Source organism: Fibrobacter sp. UBA3718 (genome assembly GCF_002371935.1).
Classification (GTDB): Bacteria; Fibrobacterota; Fibrobacteria; order Fibrobacterales; family Fibrobacteraceae; genus Fibrobacter.
Genome location: NZ_DFHR01000013.1, coordinates 317,509 through 336,396 on the forward strand (window position 1 = coordinate 317,509; position 18,888 = coordinate 336,396).

The 18,888-nt window shown below is 55.5% G+C and carries 13 protein-coding genes; 2 read left to right on the forward strand and 11 right to left on the reverse strand.

Annotation, left to right across the window (positions count from 1 at the left end):
• Position 1: 1 nt before the first annotated feature.
• The 7 genes from B4A77_RS04565 to B4A77_RS04595 form a co-directional block, all read right to left on the reverse strand.
• Positions 2-697 carry a hypothetical protein gene (locus B4A77_RS04565; protein ID WP_290738705.1) on the reverse strand — a complete coding sequence of 232 codons (696 nt, stop codon included), beginning with the start codon at positions 695-697 and terminating at the stop codon, positions 2-4.
• A gap of 3 nt (positions 698-700) precedes the next feature.
• Complete coding sequence (locus B4A77_RS04570; RefSeq protein ID WP_290738708.1) at positions 701-1,795, reverse strand: glycosyltransferase; 1,095 nt, start codon at positions 1,793-1,795, stop codon at positions 701-703.
• Positions 1,792-4,371 carry an NPCBM/NEW2 domain-containing protein gene (locus B4A77_RS04575; RefSeq protein WP_290738711.1) on the reverse strand — a complete coding sequence of 860 codons (2,580 nt, stop codon included), beginning with the start codon at positions 4,369-4,371 and terminating at the stop codon, positions 1,792-1,794. Before B4A77_RS04575 ends, B4A77_RS04570 begins: the two co-directional genes overlap by 4 nt.
• A gap of 21 nt (positions 4,372-4,392) precedes the next feature.
• Entirely contained in the window at positions 4,393-7,806 is a 3,414-nt protein-coding gene (locus tag B4A77_RS04580) for an MFS transporter (RefSeq protein WP_290738714.1), read from the reverse strand.
• Between the two features lie 34 nt (positions 7,807-7,840).
• Positions 7,841-8,389, reverse strand: a complete 549-nt coding sequence (locus tag B4A77_RS04585; protein WP_173365439.1) for a TlpA disulfide reductase family protein — start codon at positions 8,387-8,389, stop codon at positions 7,841-7,843.
• Position 8,390: 1 nt separating this feature from the next.
• Positions 8,391-9,449, reverse strand: a complete 1,059-nt coding sequence (locus B4A77_RS04590) for a hypothetical protein (protein WP_290735603.1) — start codon at positions 9,447-9,449, stop codon at positions 8,391-8,393.
• A 96-nt stretch (positions 9,450-9,545) separates the two neighbouring features.
• The gene (locus tag B4A77_RS04595; protein WP_290738717.1) at positions 9,546-12,554 is read right to left on the reverse strand and encodes a CotH kinase family protein; all 3,009 of its coding nucleotides are present in this window, start codon (positions 12,552-12,554) and stop codon (positions 9,546-9,548) included.
• A 141-nt stretch (positions 12,555-12,695) separates the two neighbouring features.
• Here B4A77_RS04595 and B4A77_RS04600 point away from each other — a divergent pair, with 141 nt between their 5' ends.
• Both B4A77_RS04600 and B4A77_RS04605 read left to right on the forward strand, forming a co-directional pair.
• A complete protein-coding gene (locus B4A77_RS04600) occupies positions 12,696-13,895 on the forward strand; it encodes a glycoside hydrolase family 18 protein (protein WP_290738720.1) in 1,200 nt (399 codons plus the stop codon).
• A gap of 85 nt (positions 13,896-13,980) precedes the next feature.
• Positions 13,981-15,543 (forward strand): hypothetical protein, encoded by a 1,563-nt coding sequence (locus tag B4A77_RS04605; protein ID WP_290738723.1) that lies wholly within the window; start codon positions 13,981-13,983, stop codon positions 15,541-15,543.
• A gap of 2 nt (positions 15,544-15,545) precedes the next feature.
• Here the strand turns inward: B4A77_RS04605 and B4A77_RS04610 are convergent, their stop codons facing one another.
• Genes B4A77_RS04610 through B4A77_RS04625 form a run of 4 tightly spaced genes read right to left on the reverse strand, consistent with a single transcriptional unit; the run spans position 15,546 to position 18,856 of the window.
• The gene (locus B4A77_RS04610; protein ID WP_290738726.1) at positions 15,546-15,857 is read right to left on the reverse strand and encodes a hypothetical protein; all 312 of its coding nucleotides are present in this window, start codon (positions 15,855-15,857) and stop codon (positions 15,546-15,548) included.
• A gap of 7 nt (positions 15,858-15,864) precedes the next feature.
• On the reverse strand, positions 15,865-17,319 hold the full coding sequence (gene gatB, locus B4A77_RS04615; RefSeq protein ID WP_290738729.1) for an Asp-tRNA(Asn)/Glu-tRNA(Gln) amidotransferase subunit GatB: 1,455 nt from the start codon (positions 17,317-17,319) through the stop codon (positions 15,865-15,867).
• Positions 17,320-17,363: 44 nt separating this feature from the next.
• Positions 17,364-17,813: a type II toxin-antitoxin system VapC family toxin gene (locus B4A77_RS04620; RefSeq protein WP_173366640.1), complete on the reverse strand. Its 450-nt coding sequence runs from the start codon at positions 17,811-17,813 to the stop codon at positions 17,364-17,366.
• On the reverse strand, positions 17,810-18,856 hold the full coding sequence (locus tag B4A77_RS04625) for a hypothetical protein (RefSeq protein WP_290731285.1): 1,047 nt from the start codon (positions 18,854-18,856) through the stop codon (positions 17,810-17,812). Before B4A77_RS04625 ends, B4A77_RS04620 begins: the two co-directional genes overlap by 4 nt.
• Between the last annotated feature and the right edge of the window lie 32 nt (positions 18,857-18,888).

The window sequence follows — 18,888 nt, forward strand, 5'->3', positions numbered from 1 at the left end:
TCTACTTCCTTATCAGACGCATGATTCCTTGACGGTTGTATTCTGGGGAATCCTTCGGAAATGGATTCTTTATTTCGCTACGGAGGACGAAAGCGACGGATTCTCCCGCATCGATCTCGGTTCCCGACTTCGAGGAAACCTCGCCCGAGAATATGGAATCGGCCGCGACCGCAAGGACATCACGGAGCGCATTCTCGGACAAGGCCCCCTTCGCAATACAAAGGTCCGGAGAGTTGAACACTTCAAGTCCAAGCGTATAGAGCGTATCAGCGTTTTCGACAAAGTTAATCCAGGGATCCATCGGGAATTCGCCATCGCCCAGTTCCTCGCGGAAAGCATCCGCAGTCCAGGCAGTACCGGAATGCTGCATGTAGACACCGGCCGCGCCGGCAGAAAGCAACTTCAAGATAGCCGTATTCACCATGCGGAGGTCATCGGTATTTTTCAAGGTGCCAAGCAAGAACAGGAGCGACTTGTGGGAATCGATAGCCGACGCCTCTTCTCCAGAAATGTCCCTGTGTTCCTTAAATATATCCGAGAGTCCCGCGGCAGCGCCATTTCGGGCAACCTTGAAACTTACGCTGCAGCCGGGGACAAGCAGCGACTTCGCTTCGGGCAATACGGATACTGTATCCGTCAACTTGAAAATCTCGGAAGCGGGAACCGGAATCGGGAATGCGAGAACGAACTGATTCATACTTTATCCTCGGGCAAGCAGCCCTTCAACAGCTCCCTGCAACAGACCCCTTTCTCCGGGCTTCGGGAGCTTGACTTTTTTCTTGAAAGATTCTTCGAACGACTTGACCGACAACCCGTGTTCCGGAATATGGACGGCATAACCCGCCGAAGCGAGTTCACGAGCAAGAACAAGCTGTTCATACTGGCCTGGAGTCGGGACAAAGATGCAGCGAGCCCCCAAAAATGCCATGTCCATCACGGTGCTGTAACCGCCACGGCTTATGACCCAGTCGGCATTGCGAACGGCTTCCGCAAAAGCCTCCGTTGGCAGGTGCGTGCAAAAATCGACATTGCCTTCGGTCCAGGAGTTGCGCGGAACCTGAGGTTTACCGAGAATCATCAGGTGTCGCCCCGGAAGCGCACGCAGTATTTCGTGCAAGTTCGCCTCGAACCGGGAACGAGCGGGTTCCACTCCCGAAACCACAGCGACGGAACTGTACTGGGCCATACCAGACGGACTCACCGAGGCTTTGGCCATATCCACACCAAAACGGGAAAGCGGGCCCACAAACTTGACGTTAGGCTCACTACGGGACTGCAAATGCGACAGCGCCCCCGCATAACCGGGAAATTCCGCCACATCGGGAACCCACACTTCATCGAAATGCCGCATGCGGGCCTCGTGCCAACGGATTCCCACACCTTCGAACGCCGAAAGTGCAGGCGGGAACGCGATTCGCCTCTGATGCGTCATGTAGACATTGTAGGCTTTCTTCGAATAGAACGCGAAACGGTTATCCGAAAACAGGATATCGTAGCCATGGCGATCGACCATTTCTTCGGCATAGCGGTGCTCGTAGCGCATGACCGCATTCAAGTGCGCCGTGTTTTTCAGGAGCCACAGCCCCATGTTGGCACCGTATTTCGGATAGACCACGTTGTATCCGGGAGCAAGGCGCTGCCGCAATCCGGGAAAAACTTCGCGAAAGAAAGCCGCATTCGCCTTGACTACGGCAATTTCCACCTCGGCTCCCTGCGCCATGAACTCCCGTATGACGGGCACGCAACGCGTCGCATGCCCCAGCCCCCAATCCAAAGGGGCTACCAGGATTTTCACCGGGCCTCCAGCCAGGCGTCCGCCCAGTCGCCGTGGTCACAGTCCTTGTTTTCGCCCATATCAATACGGAGCACCAGGGAAGTCGCACCACTGATTTCCACGTCAATCTTCTGCTTTTCTGTCGAATACAGCCTCTTGGAACGGAAGACCTCTCGACCCCCAGCCTCGACAACGAAGGATGCACCGTCGCCACAGGCACTTTCGTCATCCAGCCCGACAACCGCATGCAATACATCGAAATGACGCGGAAGCGTGAACTCCAGGACAGAATTCGCATGGCTACCGATTCCGTAGCGGAAGGGTTCTCCGTCAAGTGTCAGCTTGTGATGTTCCACGGACTCGTTGAGCTGCGGCGCGCCCCAATCCTGGGAGAATCTACCCATCTTGATAGACGAAAGCAACGCCACCGATTCCGATTCGACAAAGAAATCGCGATAAACGGGAAGGGTATCCCCATCGGGCATGGAGCACGAGAAGAAAGCCCTGTTCATGCCTGCACGCACCTTCGTCGAATCAAGCAGCAGCGAATCCGAATCGACGGTCAAGAGCAATTCTCCGTAGTGTTCGCCATTGAGCGTGTAGTCACAGGCGATAGATTCCGGGAAATGCTTGTTCAGGACAATCCGGCCACCGGATTGTTCCGACACGATGAAGTTCTGCGTGTAGTGCGAGACGCCCTTCTTCGAAATAATCTTGTAGATGACCAGCGGATAGCCGAAATCTTTGGAATTCACCAACACACGCTCGTGCTTGTAGCCTTCCAGAATCTGGTCAATCTGGTCGGTCGTCTTGAAGCCAACCACACGGCTGTCCCGGTTCACCTTGCCGTAGCCGTCCTGACCACGCACCAGGTAGATGTTACCACCGGACTTCTGCATCCATTCCGCAAAGACTTCGGTACTCCAGCCTTCAAAGGTGCGCTCGCTGAAAGCGCTATGCCCTTGCGCAAGCATCTGCCACGGGCGCGCATAGATATACACCGAATTCTTGGGAAACTTGGATAGTTCCGTATTCAGGAATTCCTCTTCCCCAAGCAACCTGTTCTTGTAATAGAGCATGTTGTTGCGGTAACTCGGGGCATGGTACACCATAAGCCCAAGCGTAAGGAGGCAAGCAAGCCCCATGACAATCGTCGCGGCGGCGTCCTTGCGCATCTTGGTCGAAAACTCGAGCGCATCATAGAGACCGAGCGCCATCAAGAGTGCAAACATCGGAAGCGCCACCAGCACGTAACGCTGGTTGATATCAATCGTGAACGTTCCCGACACATTGAACATGATGACAAAAATCTGGAGGCAGAAGAATATGCCCAGGATAAATCCGCGCACATAGCGGCGGAATACAACCATGCGGACAAGGAGCCAAATCGTCGCCAACAGAAGAATCACGGTGAACGTCGTATAGAACGGGTTCGGGAGGATTCCACCAAAGTTCGGGTCTTGCATCATCTTTACAGGACCCTCGAACAGGTTCATGTTCAGCATGACTTCCAAATTGGTTTTCAGGTTGAACCACAGGTTCTCAAACGAGTGCGCCGCATGTTCACCGCCCTGGAAGTCGTAGCCGCGATAGGCAGCCATGTTGTTGACGCTGGGCCAGCTCACCGCAATCACGGCGGCAACAAAGGCCGGCAGGCGGTATGGCTTTTCGAGGAAGTAGCGGTAGTAGTAGAGCGCGAACGGAATAAACGCAAACACCGTCTCCTGGCGGGTCTGCGCAAAGAATCCGAGCAGCGGGACCGTCAGCAAGAAGTGTTTCCACGTTACCTTATTCGTAGGTACGAACGCATACCACGCCATGAGGAAAGCGAGCAGGCAAATGTAGAGCACTTCGGTAGATGCCGAGCGGGCCTGCAGCAGGTAAATGGGCATGCCGCCCAAGAACGCAGTCGCCGCCAGCGCGAGCCTGCCGCTCCTGAACCACTTGGAGAGCGCGAGGAAGAACGCGATGAGGCTCAGGATATAGAACGGGTAGTTCACAAGCAGCGCCGTATCGCGATTCGGTTCCATGAAGTTAAACACGAGCGAATACACGAACCCGAGCGCCTTGCCCTTGAAGTTGTTCACTTCCGTCTTGCAGTCAAGAACACCGTCGGTCCATACGCCTTCGTTACAGATGCCGCCCGTATGCCGGAAATACATCTGGAGTCCCATCGATTCCCAGCTCGTCTCGTCGCTCAGCACGCGGTGCGTGTTGCTGATGTTGCCGAACATGAACACCGAAAAGAGGATCAGCAGCACTAGCAAACCGCATAAGCTCTTGCCCTCGGGCAAAAAGCCCTTTATGTTCTTTGCAACGAAGGGCATGTTCACCACGACACCCGCAACCAGCAGAATAAATGTCGAGAGGATGGCGTAGTAGCCCCAGTCGATATCCCAGCGCCTTGCAAACGAAACGGAAAGGTTATTGAATATGAGGAACGCGGCAAGCATCACGACAAGCGTCGTCGCAAGCATTACCGCCTGCGGTTTGCCCAGGCAAAGGGATTTCACCCATTCGCGCAGGGACTCCGCCACCGATTTCCGATTATTCTTTTCTTCTTTTACAACAGTATTTTCACTACTCTTTGCACTCATACAAATCCTAATGTTTCACTCCTAATTTTGTATTCCCAACCGTTCCATCGCAATTTTCTTGCCGGTCTGCACGTCGCTCTTGCCGCTACCGAGTTTCGGAAGCACGTCAACCTTCACCACGGCACCGGGGAGCATCAGCGGCGGGAGTCCCACCTGCTTGAGCATGTCCTTGACTTCGTCTTCGGATTTTTCGCCCGCATACACGAGTACGATTTTTTCGCCCTTGGAGCCATCGGGGACAGCTACCGCGAAGTGGTCAATCTCGTCGAACAGCGAGCATTCCGAAATCTTGAAGTCCACCGACCCGAGGCTCACCATCTCGCCACCGAGTTTCGCGAATCGGCTGTAGCGGTCCACGATTGTCAGGTAGCCGTCCTCATCAACATGGCCCTTGTCTCCCGTCTTGTACCAGCGCTTGCCATTGATGACCGCAATCGCCTGCGCAGTCTTTTCCGGATTCTTCAGATAGCCCTTCATGATTTGGGCTCCACCGATAAGGATAAGGCCGTCCTCGCCCACGCCGAGTTCTTCCATGGTATCCGGATCCACAATGCGGAACTGCGTTCCCGGAAGCGGAGCGCCGACGGTACCTGGCTTGTTGCCCTCGATAACCGTCTTGTAGTCATCCATGAGCACGTCCTTCGTGTTCACCGCCGCCACCGGAGTCGTCTCCGTACAACCGAAACCCTCGAAAATCTCGAGTTTGAACTTGGTACGGTACAGCTGGCGCACGTCCTCACGAATCTTCTCGGCGCCGGCGTAAATGCTACGCACATGCGAGAACATCAGCGGATGCACAGCTCTGTTCAGGCCCCACATGCGCAAGAACGTGCCCGTGGCCACCATGATAGACACCTTGAACTGGGCGCACATGCGCGACACGAGCCTTGCATCCGTCGGGTCGGGGCAAGTCGCCACCGGCACGCCTTCCACAAGGCAAAGCATCGTCGTGATGGAGAACCCGAACGCATGGAACAGCGGGAGCGAACCGAGGAACACGTCTTCCGCGGTCGGCAGAAGCACGCTTTCGCACTGTTTGATATTGCCCATCAAATTAAGATGCGTGAGTTCCACACCCTTGGGGCGGCCTTCGGAACCCGAACTGAAAATGATAGTCGCCACGTCATCAAGCGAGACCTTCTTGAAGAAGCGAAGCTCCAGGTACCATGCGGGCAAGAGCATCACGCGCAGGAAGTTCTTCACGAGCGTCGACTTGTGCAGTTGCCCCTTCAGGTCTTCCATGTAGTAGACCTTGTACTTGTCGAGCAACACTTCCATCGGGAGTCCCTTCTGCTTCAACTTCTCGACAAACACGCGGGCCGTGATAATCGTCTTCACTTCGGCCACGCCACAGCAATAATCCATCGTGTCGGGCGTATTCGTGTAGTTCAGGTTGTAGACGGTTTTGCCCTTGAGGAGGCACGCCATGTTCACGATGATGCCCGGACCGGACGGCGGAATAAGCACGCCCACCTGTTTTTCGCCCTTCGTGAGTTTTTCAATCATCCCAGCAAACGAAAGAGCAGCAGCGGCGAGCGCATATGCCGAGAGGTGGTTTCCATCCGGGCTGAACACGGCAGGACCGCTACCGACACGTTTGGCAGTGCGAATCCAGGCAGAGGCCACCGGACGCAGCTTGCGGATGTAGGTGGTCCACGCGGTAATCGAAAGTTCCTGCACGGCGCGCTTCACCATCATCGGGCTCGAGTCGAGCGGAAGTTCATCACCAAAGGCAACCGTCACGATTCGTCCGCCGCTATGCACCATGTCCTTGAAGCCGGCATCGGCCATGGAATAGCTGCTACCCCACAGGCCCTGCACATAGAACGGCAAAAGTTTCACGCGCGGAACATCCTTGATAGCCGTAGAATAATCCAAACGGAAGCGGTTCATGTTGCCGGTCGAAGTCATCGCATTTTCGGGGAACATCACCACAGCCTCCCCGCGCAGGAGGGCCTTCCTCGCTTCCTCCATCGCTGGCCCCGGATTCGAGATATCGAGGTCAATCGTTTCCATCTGCGAAAGCAGCAACTTGACATACCACTTTTCGAAGGGGCGGCGCGTTATGACGAAACGCATCGGACGCGGGCTCGCCATCTGGATCATGGCCCAGTCGATATAAGAGATGTGGTTACCTACCAGGAGCACCGGACCTTCCCACGGTATATTCTGCACGCCCGTCACCAGGAACTTGTAGTGTATCGAGAGCACGGAGCGCAACAGCTGGCGAAGCAAAGTCTGCGGCATGGCCCAAAGCGCCCAGATTGTCCCCGCAAGGCAGACGACCCCGAGGATGAAGAAGAGGTTCATCCGGTCGAATGCGAAATAGCGGATCGCCACAATCGCAAGCACGTCGATAACGATAATGCAAAGGTTCTGCACCACGTTCGAAAGCGAAAGCACGTGTCCGGCAGAGCGCGGCTTCGTGTTGTAGAGCATCGTCGCAAACATCGGGAGGGCGAAAATGCCGCCGCTGAACCCGAGAAGCGCGAACGCGATTGCATTGTAAGGTCTCGGAATGAGCGGGATAAGGAACAGCAGGATCGACGCCCCGGCCGTCCCCATCGGAATCAGGCCCATCTCGATAAAGTCCTTCGACATACGCATTGCGAAGAAGAACCCCGCAATCAAGCCAATCGCAGCACCGAAAATGGCGTAATTCGCAAGGATATCTTGATTAAACAGCGACCCCGAGCTGAACTGGTCCTGGATGACGAACACCATGAGGAATATCATGACCCAGAACATCGCCTGACCGATAATCGCCTGACGGAGCGACCTGTTCTTCCACGCCTTCGCCATCTTGCGTCGCGCATACTTGGATGACAGGTAATACTTCCAGGGGAATTTGAGGTCCTTGTCGTAAGCTCCGATTGACGGGAGCCTAACGGCAAAGAAAATAGCGAACAGCTGCAGAGCACCAAGCGTGTAAAGAACCTGCAGAATCATATTTTCGCGGACAGCGAACGCAAGAGCCACGCCCGTAAAAATGAGCCCGAGGAAGGTGACAATCATCAAGGTGCCGCTGCCGCCCGCAAGGAACCGCACGCCGACCAGTTCCTTCAGGTAGCCATTCTTGGCCGGGCTCTGGAACGCCTGCAGGACAAAGAACAGGGCGATTCCCCCGAACATCATGCGGAGGTCATCAAGGTAGGCGCCAGCACAGAACAGGCCCACCACAGGGAGCGAGAGCAAGGACGTCCACAGGAGGATGCGTTCCTTGGGATACTTGTCCGAAACAAAGCCCGCAGGAGTCAGCAAGAGCACGCAGGGCAACAGGAAAAGCAAATGGAGCACATAGAACTGCCACGAGCCCGTCGCCGTAAATCCCATACGCGAAAGCACAAGTTCCGTGTAAGCAACCAGCGCAGTCGACACCGCCACCTGGGTAAACGCAAGTCCAAAAAACGAAAAGGAGCCCTTGATTTTTTTCATTTCGGCAATCCCCCGAAGTTAAAAATATTGTGCGCTAAAGGCCGTTCCCCTTGAGCAGTTCGACATAGTCATCCCCTTCCTCACCCACCAGGATTTTCACCTTGAGGTTCTTGTCGACAACTATCGTCTTTGGAAGAGTGATGTTCTGGCCCGCTTTGATGAGTCCAAAACCTTCCGTCATCCGTCCAAATGGATCGGTAATGGCGGGAAGCTTGTCGGCAGAAATCTTTTGAAGGAACGACTGCACCTTGGAAGGTTCCTTTTCGCCCACATTCACCAATACGATTCCCGTTTTCGCCTGCGCAAGTTCAGCCTGATGAGCAACAATCTGCTTCAGTCCCGCACGGCACGGGACACACCACGTAGCGAAATACACCAGCGCGACACGGTCATACTTTTGCACCAGACGTTGAAGGTGAGTCCTCGTGAAAGGCGTATTATCATTCTTGAGTTCACGCACAGCAAACCACGGGACCGAATCCTTTATCTCAGCCGGGAGAGGCAATTTCTGGGAATCGGCAGCAAAAGACGCCGGAGCAAAGAATGCAGCAAGAACCAAGAACACCACAAACAGCTTTTTCATATTACCTCGCAATCCATCGACCGAGTTCTTTCATCCACTCAGCAATCAAGTCGCCCTTGTCGATGCTATTCACAATCTTACCCCTGGCTTCGTTTTCGTCAAAACGGCCAACCCCCTTGAGGGTCGCGCCTAGAGTAAAGTAAGTTTCTCCGGAGCAGGAACTGCCGTTCAGGGCGACGACCTCGGTGCAAGTGATTCCCAGGCCGCCTTCCTTGCATTTCGGATCCGAAAGTTCGAGGCTGAGCACGAGCCCCACCTCACATGCCGAATCCAGCATCGTCTGCAAGAAGACCTTCTTCGAAAGTTCCTGAAAAATCTTCGTCGCCTCCTCCGCTTCCAACGAGCCATCATAGTAGACCTTGTAGCGGCTCTTGAAGTCGTTGTAGCCTTCGAGCGACTTCTTGTAGTTTTCCTCAATATCGCCGTAGCCGTCCTTGAAGCCTATCGATTCCAAGACGAGTACTGCAGCCTTGTACTTTCTGTAGGCATCAACCATGATGTCGTAGTTGCTGAACTTTTCAAGAGGATGCGTCGTCATGTCGAGAACCGCCATCGACGAGACCAGCGCGTCGCGGGCGCTCTGGTAATCCTGCCTATAAGGCTTCGCCGCATCTTCACGGGACATACAGGCCACGACACCCGTCATGCCGTCGCGCGCAAGCGTCGTCATGGGATGGACGTCCTGCATATTCCGCAGCTGGGCCGAGACCTGCGATTTCATTTCAAATGAAGACTGTATAGCTTCCGAGCCGTCGCTGGACATGTCCTCCTTTCGGATAGACGTGTTGGCCGCCTTTACGGAGCTCTGGATTTGCTGTGCGATTTTCATGACGGCGATATTGAGCGCCTGGTCGTAGTCTTCTGCAGTCCCCACACCCTGCAAGCTGCCTTCAGGGCACGAATGCATCTTCAGTTCCTGCATGAGAGAGACCTTGGGTGGAGGCTGCGTACCATAAGACGGATTCGTCGCGGGTTGCGGATCCTGGGATGCGCACCCGAAAAACATCATGGACGAAAACGCCACGAGTACAAGACTGGGGATACAAGTTTTACATTTCATCGTGCTACGAAAATAAATATTTATCAACCCTCAGTCAATCCAAAAAGAAGGGTGCAGGCCTGAGCCGGCACCCTTTGGGGAGTAGATGAGAGTTGTTTAGCGGAAATTCGCCGTAAGAGTCGTCACTTCGCCCGGATTGAACGTGCGTGTAGCCTCCTGGCTGCCATCGCTCCAGCCTGCGAATACCGAGCCCGACTTCGGAACCGCAGTCACCGTCACGGGAACATCCCTGAAGAAACTTACCGCAATAGTCGACTGGTCGAGCGGGAGGTTATGCACGCGCACTTCGCCGGTCCCTTGTACAGACAACGTAACCTGAGCTTTTTCTCCTAGGCCAAAATACTGCTGCATCTCGCTCATAATCGTCTGCTGGCGGGTCTGCGCGAAACTCTTTATCTTCTCGAGGTTGGAGCTGAAGGAACTCGCGTTGTAGCCCCAGAACTCAGCATCGCGCGACATCTCGGACTGCACCTGGCTCTGGAGCGCGTCAATCTGCTTCACGAGACGATCCGCGGCGAAGTTCATCGAAAGGAGCACGCAGAATCGGTTGATGAACGCCTTCTTGAAGCCTTCGTTTCCGAGCAGGCGAATCATGAGAATCGTGTGTTCCGAGATGGAACCGCCCGACTGCTGACCACCCTGCTGGCCCATGCCCGGCATCATCATACCCATGCCGTTCGTGCCGCTTGCGTTGGTCACGTAGCTGAACACGTTACTGTTCTGCGTATTGTAGCCGGCGCCGAATCCGAAGTCCACATCGTACAGGAACCATTTCCACTTGCTCTTCTGGCTTGCCACACGCCACTTCTTCAAGTTGTTATGCGGCCAGTCGCCATTGTTCACGAACATTTCTGCCGCCATGTAGTTCATGTAGTTTTCTACGTCAACCTGTTCGGCAATCTTGTTGTAGTTCGCTTCGCTTGTAAGCTCGTTGCCCTGCAACCAATCAACCATCGCCTTGTAATCGGTAGAGGAACCCGCACCAGCCTCGTTGCTAGCATCAAGAAGGTCAATATCGTTCGGGTCGAGCCCGTAGCGCGTTTCGTAGTAGTATTCGCTGTTGCGTTCACGCAGGTCGTGGATGCCGTAGTACTTGCCATTGTAGTACACTATCACATAGCGCCCGTGCTGGTAATCGACACCCAGGCCTTCCGTCATCTGGGTTCCGATGCGGTCGCGCACGTAGTCGTCACCGCTGTTGTTGCCGAAGTTCCTGAGCGAGAAAGCCTTGAACTTCTTGAGTTCCGGATAATCCGGGAACAGCGGGTATTTGAGGCGCTTATTGCCATATTCCTCGCGGAGCGTCACGGAGAAGGACTTCTTCTCCTTCGCGCGGCTGTACTGGCCCGAAATCTTGTAGTCGCCCATCACGCCGAACGCAGGTGTCTTCGGGGAGCCGGGTTCAAAGAGTTCCACGTACACGGGGAGTTCGCGGTTGCTCCAGAAATTCGCACCGTACTTCGGGTCCATCATGCTTGCGCTATTGCCCGTCATGTAGAGGCCGGAATCGGCGCTGAACATCGAAAGCGGGTCGGTCGTCACAAAAATCGCGGCGAGGGACGGCTGCTGTTCGAACACGTAGGTACGGATAATCTCGTCGCTCGGGTAGCTGCCGTCGGCATAGGTACGGCAACGGAACACCGTCGTGGAAGAGACGTTCAGGGACTGCACCACGGGGGAACTTGCCGTAGCTTCGGCACCGCCCTGCTCGCAGCGCGTGCCCGCCGGGAACGACACCGCAACCGGAGAAGAATAGAAGCCCGAAGGCGGAATGTTCACCTCGCCAGATTCTGCCTGTGCGGCAAACACCTCGCCTGTCGTGCTACCGTAAGGCGAAGGAGACGCAAAACCCCACTTGCCCGCAGCATCACGCGACCAGGAAGCCCCCGTCGGGACCGCAGAATAGCTCACGGAATCAAGGATGCCGTTATCCTCATTGACAAGGAAAAGCGAGCCCGAATTTTCGGCCTTGAAGGTTGTGTGCGGTTCGTGACCGCGTTTGCGCGCGATATACGAGGTAATCTTGATCGTCGTGGATTCGCTGCCCGCAGTCTCGGTCGCAAACGTCGTTGCGGTAATGTTGTTGCGGTTGATCTCGCTCGCATTGTCGCTGAGCCTCACGTAGTACACCGCAGAGGAGTCGCCCGTACCGCGAAGGTTCTTGCCGCTCCAGTCGCTCATCGCATCGCCTTCCTTGAAGTTCAGGCGAATTTTGTGGGTCTTGGTAATGAACCCGCGCACCACGAGCTGGTCGGCATTGCCCGGTTTAGAAGCCGCATTGACAACCACGCGCGTGTACGAGCCCTTGTTCGGGGAAACCTTCACCACGGCACCAATCTGGTTCACGCCGCCCTCGTTATAGCACAGGGCAGACTTGCCCGGCAAATTTTCCGCATTCGTAGTCGTTGCTCCAGCTCCGGCACCGCCACCGGGATTCATACCGCCGCCCCAGTCACCCATGCCGGGGAATGCGCCGAACCCACCCGAAGACGATTCAGAACTGCAGTTAGTCCCAATCATGTTCACGGAATCGGAAGGAGCGATGTAATCTGCATAGTTCTTTCCCGAAAGGAACACGACCATGTGGCTCTTCGCGGGGACCGTCGCATTGCCGAACACCCAGCGGCGCGGGTATTTCGCGTCATTACTGAGCGCAACGCCCTTGAGGCTCACCGGAGCGTCACTCGTGTTGTAGAGTTCGACCCAGCCCGGGTCGTTGCCGTCGTTATCCTTGAAATTCGCGTTCTCGGGCGAAACTTCGGAGAAAATCACCGGGAAATTGCCCACGTAGGTAAGCGGTGTATCGACCGCGACCATCTGCTGGTCTTCACCGGGTAGAGGGCCATCGTGCGAGCCATCGTCCTTCTTCGAAGAAGAAGAGGGAACAAGAGTCCCGTCGCCACCCTGCGAAAGCGGCAGTTCGCCCGCAGAACTCGTCAAGACGGGCTGGCCGTCCTCGCCAATAATTACCTCACCGCCGCTAGAAAGGCCTTCGGCACCCAAATCGGGAGAAACCGGGTCCGTTCCGGAGTCGTCGGAGCATGCCACCACGCATGCCAAGCCAAAACACACCATGCACCAGAAAAATGACTTCCTGATATGCATACCCTAATTATACCCCCCAAAATGTCGTTTTTCAAGAAAAAACGCGGCTTACACGCGATTTCTCCATCGCAAAAACGGAACATTTCACCCCTTTCAGCACATCACGGGACTATTCGCCCCAAAAAAGGATATATTAGGAATATGAAGGTATTTTTTCTCCTCTTTTTGACACTCGCGGGAGCTTGCTCTTCGTGGGCAGAACCGCTGTTTATCGGCTACTATCCCGACTGGGGAAAGTGGCACAAGCCCGCATACACCGTAGACAAGGTCCCGTACGAAAAGCTGACTCACGTGCTGTGGAGCTTTATCACGCCGGATACGGACGGTTCGCTCAAGGGCGATGCCGCAGACGACCCGAGCGCTCTCGACAAAATGGTTACACTCGGGCATGCCGCAGGAACAAAGGTCATCGTATCGCTCGGCGGTGGCGGACAGAGCGAAAACTTCGTGCCCGTCGCATCGGACGACGCGCTCCGTCAAAAGTTCATCGCGAACCTCGTGAAGTTCGTCGCCGACCACAACCTGGACGGCCTCGACATGGACTGGGAATGGGAATACAATCCCGTGCCCGACGCCGACACCATCGCCTACAACAAGCTACTCACGGAACTCCGCGCGGCACTCCCCGAAGGCAAAACGCTCTCGGCAGCGCTCCCCTGCTCGCAATACTACGGCAAATTCTTCACGCCCGAAGTCCTCGTGAAAAACCTGGACTGGCTCGGGTTCATGACCTACGACATCACCGGCGACTGGGACGAAAAAGCCATGTTCGATTCGCCGCTCTACCCGCACAGCGGCTACACCACCTGGTCGTGGGAACAGACCCGCGACTACTGGAAAAAGCGCGGCGTCCCCACCGAAAAGATGGTCTTCGGCATACCCTCCTTCGGGTTTGAATTCAAGGGAGCGACGGGCCCCGGCACCGACTTCACCAAGGGAACCGCAAAGCAAGTCCCGTACAAGGATATCGTAACAAACCCCGAATGGGAATTCTTTTTCGACAGCGTTTCCGTAGAACCCTACGGCGTATCGAGTACCGGATACGTGACCTTCGAAGACCCGCATTCTTCCGCCGTCAAGAGCCGCTGGGTCAAGGACAACGGCTACGCGGGCATCATGGTGTGGGAAGTCTCGCACGACTACATCGAAGACACCGGGAACCCAATCCTCGACAGTATCGCGGTAGTTTTGCGCGACGGTTCAACTGACGCAATTCCATACGCCCGCAAGGTTCGCGCCACACCGCAACTGCGCCAGCAAAACGCCACGGGCAAGCAGGTAGACGCCCTCGGCAAGAGCGTGAAAGGCAAACCGAAGTTTATCCGTATTTTCGAACCGTAAAGGACCCGTTTTTTTACTTGACTTTACGCATATTCTGTATTAGATTAATAACATCGGGTCTTTTCCCGAAAGGTGTGTGGATTATATGGTGAAAAAATATCTCGCGGGCGCCGCCCCCGTTATCACAACTGCGGCATTGGCAACAGGCATGCTTGCCGCAATGTCATTCGCGGCGGACCGTTCCGTCGCACTTGAAAAGAGCATCGAAACGCTCGAGCCCATGAAGGGCATCGTGTTCTGGCCCGACCAGGCAAAAGACCAGAAGGACCTTCAAAAATCCATCTCGCTCGAATTCTCGTATTGCCTCCCCTGCGCCGTGGTGAAGGGCAAGACCGACGACAAGATCGACTACGACTGGAGCAGCTTTGAAAAAATGCTCGACGACATTGCGAGCCGCGGACACCAGGCCATCGTGCGGTTCCGCATCGAGTATCCGAGCGCAACCATCACGAACGCATCGGGCTGCACCGAGAAGGTGAAGGGCGCCACCGCAGTGCCCAACTACATCAAGGCGAACAAGTCCTACACCGAGACGTATTCCGAAGACCCGGGCGGCGACGGCCCCACCTACTATGCCGACTGGAGCAACAAGGAACTCCTGTGGTTCTACAAGCAGTTCTACACCGACTTTGCCGCGAAATACGACAACGACCCGCGCATCGCATTCGTGCAGGCAGGGTTCGGGCACTGGGGCGAATACCATATCTACGGCACCAAACTCAATTTCGGAGTCAACTTCGCCACCAAGGATTACCAGGCCGAATTTCTGACGCATCTCGATAGTTTGTTCAAAGAGACCCCGTGGAGCATTTCCATCGATGCGGCAGACAACAACTACACGCCTGTCGCGGGCAACAAGACATTACTCGCACTGAATTTTGGGCTCTTCGACGACTCATTTATGCACGCGGAACACGATATTTCGCAGGGCAACGGCGACAACGAGCGGAACTGGCGCGACCTGGGTACGGACCGCTGGAAAACGGCTCCCGGAGGCGGCGAAGTCAGCTACTACACTGAAAAGGACCAGCACGAATTCCTGAACCCCGCCGGTCTCTACGGCGTCACCTGGGAAGATGCCGCCGCGAAATACCACATGACCTACGTGATAGGCAACGACGCGCCCGAAGGCAGCTACGCCACCAAGGAACGCGTATACGAGGCCAGTTCCTATGCGGGCTACAAGTTCGAAATCACGGGCTATGCGGTCAACGGAATTTCTGCAGCCGTGCGCGTAAAGAACATCGGCATCGCACCGCTGTACCACAACGCCTACGTGACCGTAAACGGCGTGCGCAGCGAGAAATCGCTGAAGGGCCTCCTCCCCGGCGAAGAAGCGACCTTCACCGTCGCGGGCCTCACAATCGGTGACAGCGAATCGCCCGAACTCACCATCACCGGCGACAAGCTCTTGAAAGACGCGACCATTCCTTACAAGGCAAATCTCAGCGCAAACGCCGAAGTCATCGCGGGGCTTATCGAGGAAGGCACCACCGTCATCGGGCGCGGCATCCGCGTAAACAGCGCCACCGAAGCTTCTAACAAATACGGCTGCGACAAAGTCCGCATGACCGACCTCAAGGGCCGTACGCAAGGCAACTCAAAAGAGTCGCCGAACAAAGCGTATTACAAAATTACGGGAAAATAGAGCTACCGCTTCGGGTTGTAGTTGTTCATCAAGACCATCGCCAGCGCTACACACAACATAATAACGCTACCGACAACGACCTGCTGCCGGTGGTCATAATCACGTTTGATGTATTTCGGGTCTTCTTCGTTCAACTCCTGAAGCGTAGGCCCCTGGGCAAGTTTCGTCGAGTCAATTCCGCAGATTTCTGCAATCTCTTCCTCGGTCATGTTCAACGTGCTCACGCCGAGGCTGTCGCACTTGTTCGGAACGTCTTCCGCAAGGGCAGGAAGCGCGAAAAACAGAACAAACAAGACAGCGAACGCAAGACGCATTAAGGCACTATTCCTTCGCGAGCTTGTCGAGAATCTGGTTCACGAGGCCCGGGTTGGCCTTGCCGCCGGACTTGCGCATGGTCATACCCACGAGGAAGCCCTTGAGCGCCACCTTGCCGGCCTTGAATTCGGCGAACTGGGCGGCGTTTTCGGCACACACAGCGCGGACCACTTCTTCGATGGCGCCGGTGTCGGTCACCTGAACCAGGCCCTTTTCCTTCACGATGGCTTCGGGGTCCTTGCCGGTCTCGAACATCTCGGCGAAGACCGTCTTTGCAATCTTACCGTTGATGGTGTTGTCGGCGATGAGGTTCACGAGCTTGCAGAGGTCTTCGGGCTTGATCTTGAGGGCGCTGAGGCCGCCTTCCAGTTCCTTCATCTTGGCGAGGAGTTCGGTAATCACCCAGTTAGCGAGCACCTTGCCGTTCTTGCAGTTCTTGGCGGCAGTGTCGTACCATTCGCTCACGTCGCGGTCTTCGGTCAGCACCATGGCGTCGTATTCGGAGACACCGAAGTCGTCCATGAAGCGCTTGCGGCGGGCATCCGGCAGTTCCGGAAGCGTGCGGCGGATTTCTTCAACGAAGGCCGGGTCGGTCACGAGGCGGACCATGTCCGGTTCCGGGAAGTACTTATAGTCGTGGGCGTCTTCCTTGGAGCGGATGACGATGGTCTTGTCCGCATTGGGGTCGTAACGCTTGGTGCACTGTTCCACAACCTTCCCGGCATCGAGGGTCGAGGCCTGCAGGTTCATTTCGCAATACAGGGCCTTTTCGAGGTTCGTAAAGCTGTTCAGGTTCTTGATTTCGGCGCGGATACCGAACGGGGCGTCTTCGCTCTTGCGCAGAGAGATGTTGCCGTCGCAGCGCATGTTGCCGTTTTCCATGTTGGCGTTGGAAACACGGGTGTATTCCAGCGTCTGCTTGATCTTCTTCAAAACGAGCACGGCTTCTTCGGGGCTACGGATATCCGGTTCGGTCACGATTTCGCAGAGCGGGGTGCCGCAGCGGTTCGCGTCGAAGTGTGAATCGGTCGGGCTCATGTCGTGGATAAGCTTGCCGGCGTCTTCTTCCATGTGGATACGGGTAATGCCCACGCGCTTCTTGGTGCCGTCATCCTTGACGATTTCGAGCCAGCCGTTCTTGCAGATCGGGTGGTCGTACACCGGAAGTCCGCCCGTCTGGGTAATCTGGTAGCCCTTCGGCAGGTCCGGGTAGAAGTAGTTCTTGCGGGTCCACATCGCGTTCAGGTCGATTTCGCAGTTGAGCGCAAGCCCAAGGCGAATCGCGTATTCCACCGCCTTCTTGTTCGGCACGGGCATGGCACCCGGCATACCGAGGCAGACAGGGCAAACGTGCTTGTTCGGCGTCGTATTCACTTCGATTTCGCAGCCGCAGAACATCTTCGTCTTCGTCGCGAGCTGGCAATGGATTTCAAGACCGATAACAGGACAATAGTTAGGCATAAAAACTCCGTAATTTTACGGAGGGAAAGATAGCATTTTTTTTGCTAGACTTCGTCCAAAGTCACGACGAGGGCGTCGGTAAGGGTGCGGAAATTCGCACATTCAGTAAGGATGCAGTCGGCGCCGTTCACAAAAGCCGTCGCAAGGCGCAGGGATTCCGCTTCGGTAATCTTGTGGTTCGTCTTCTGCGAGGCCGCATAGAGTTCAGCGGCCTTTACGGAAACTTCGGCATCTACCGGGCACACCTTCACGTTCGCGGAATGTTCAAAGAACTCGCGGTACTGGCGGGCAAGCACGCCCTCGTTCGCACCGAACGCCTTGCGGCTAATCTCAAACAAAGTAATGGAAGAAACAAGAACCTGAACGTTCTTCTCGTACACCATGTCGAGCACGCCCGACACCGCCGGGTAGTAATCGGGATGCATCTGCAACAGCCGGACCAGCGGGCCGGAATCCAGGAAAAGAACGCGGCTCTGTCCGATATCCCTTATCACTCGTAGATTTCCATGTAAGCGATGTCTTCGCGCATGCCGGCACGAACCATCTTGAAGCGTTCGGCCTTCGGGTAGTAATACCAGATCATCCACTCGCCCGCCATGTCGGTGCGTTTGGTCTTGATAGCGATAGGCTTTTCACCCTTGTAGAATTCGCGCTTGTGAGGAATCACGTGTTCGAACGGGCGGTAGGTATGCACGGTCTCCCCCGCCTTGCGTTCGATGAAGCCGTTCCCGCCCTTGCTCCAGGTGATGTAGACGGCGCCATTTTCATCCTTCATCTCTTCGCAGCTATCGAAACCGCTGCCGCACCAGAAGAACTTCTTGTACTTGAACTGGACCTCAGGCATGTTGAACTTCGCAACCTTGCGGGTATTGCCCTTGTAGTTGTCGTAATCGCCTTCAAGCTTGTACTGCCCCGCATTATACTCGTTGCAGCCGCGCTGCGCGACCTTCACCTTGCGGCCCGTAACGGCGACATCCACGGTGCAGCCATCTTCCTGATATGCGAAGCGAGCGTTGCGGCCCGCCTCGCGAATTTCGAGGTTTCCCATCTCGATTTCAGCACGGTTGCCTTCCGGACCGTTCTGGATAACCACGTCGAACCGCTTGGGGTTGTTCGGGGACTTTTTCAGATAAACGCTACCCGTCGCGGAGGCGTACTCGCCACTCAGGTCGAGGGATTCCTGCTGGAACCGGGCAAGTTCCGCGCGGCGCACCCAGGCGCTTCCGTACTTGCACTCGATCGGGACGTACTTCGGCGGTTCGCTCGATTCCACCTCGACCCAGGTTTCCACCTTTTTCTTCTTGACCTTCGTCTTGACGCGTCCCTTCTTGTCCTTGACAGGGCGGCCCTTCTTGTCGGTCACCTCGACCGTTTCCTTGACCCAGGTGACCTTCTTTACTTTATCCTTGGGAATCGGGAGTTCCTTGATCCAGTCGGACTTGGAAAGTTCACCAACAGGAGCGGCCTCGTTGACCTCGTTTCTTACTTTCTTATAAACAGGAAGCGTTTCCTGCGCAAGCGCAAATGTTACGAACAAAGCGGTGGCAAAACAAATAATTCGTTTAAGAC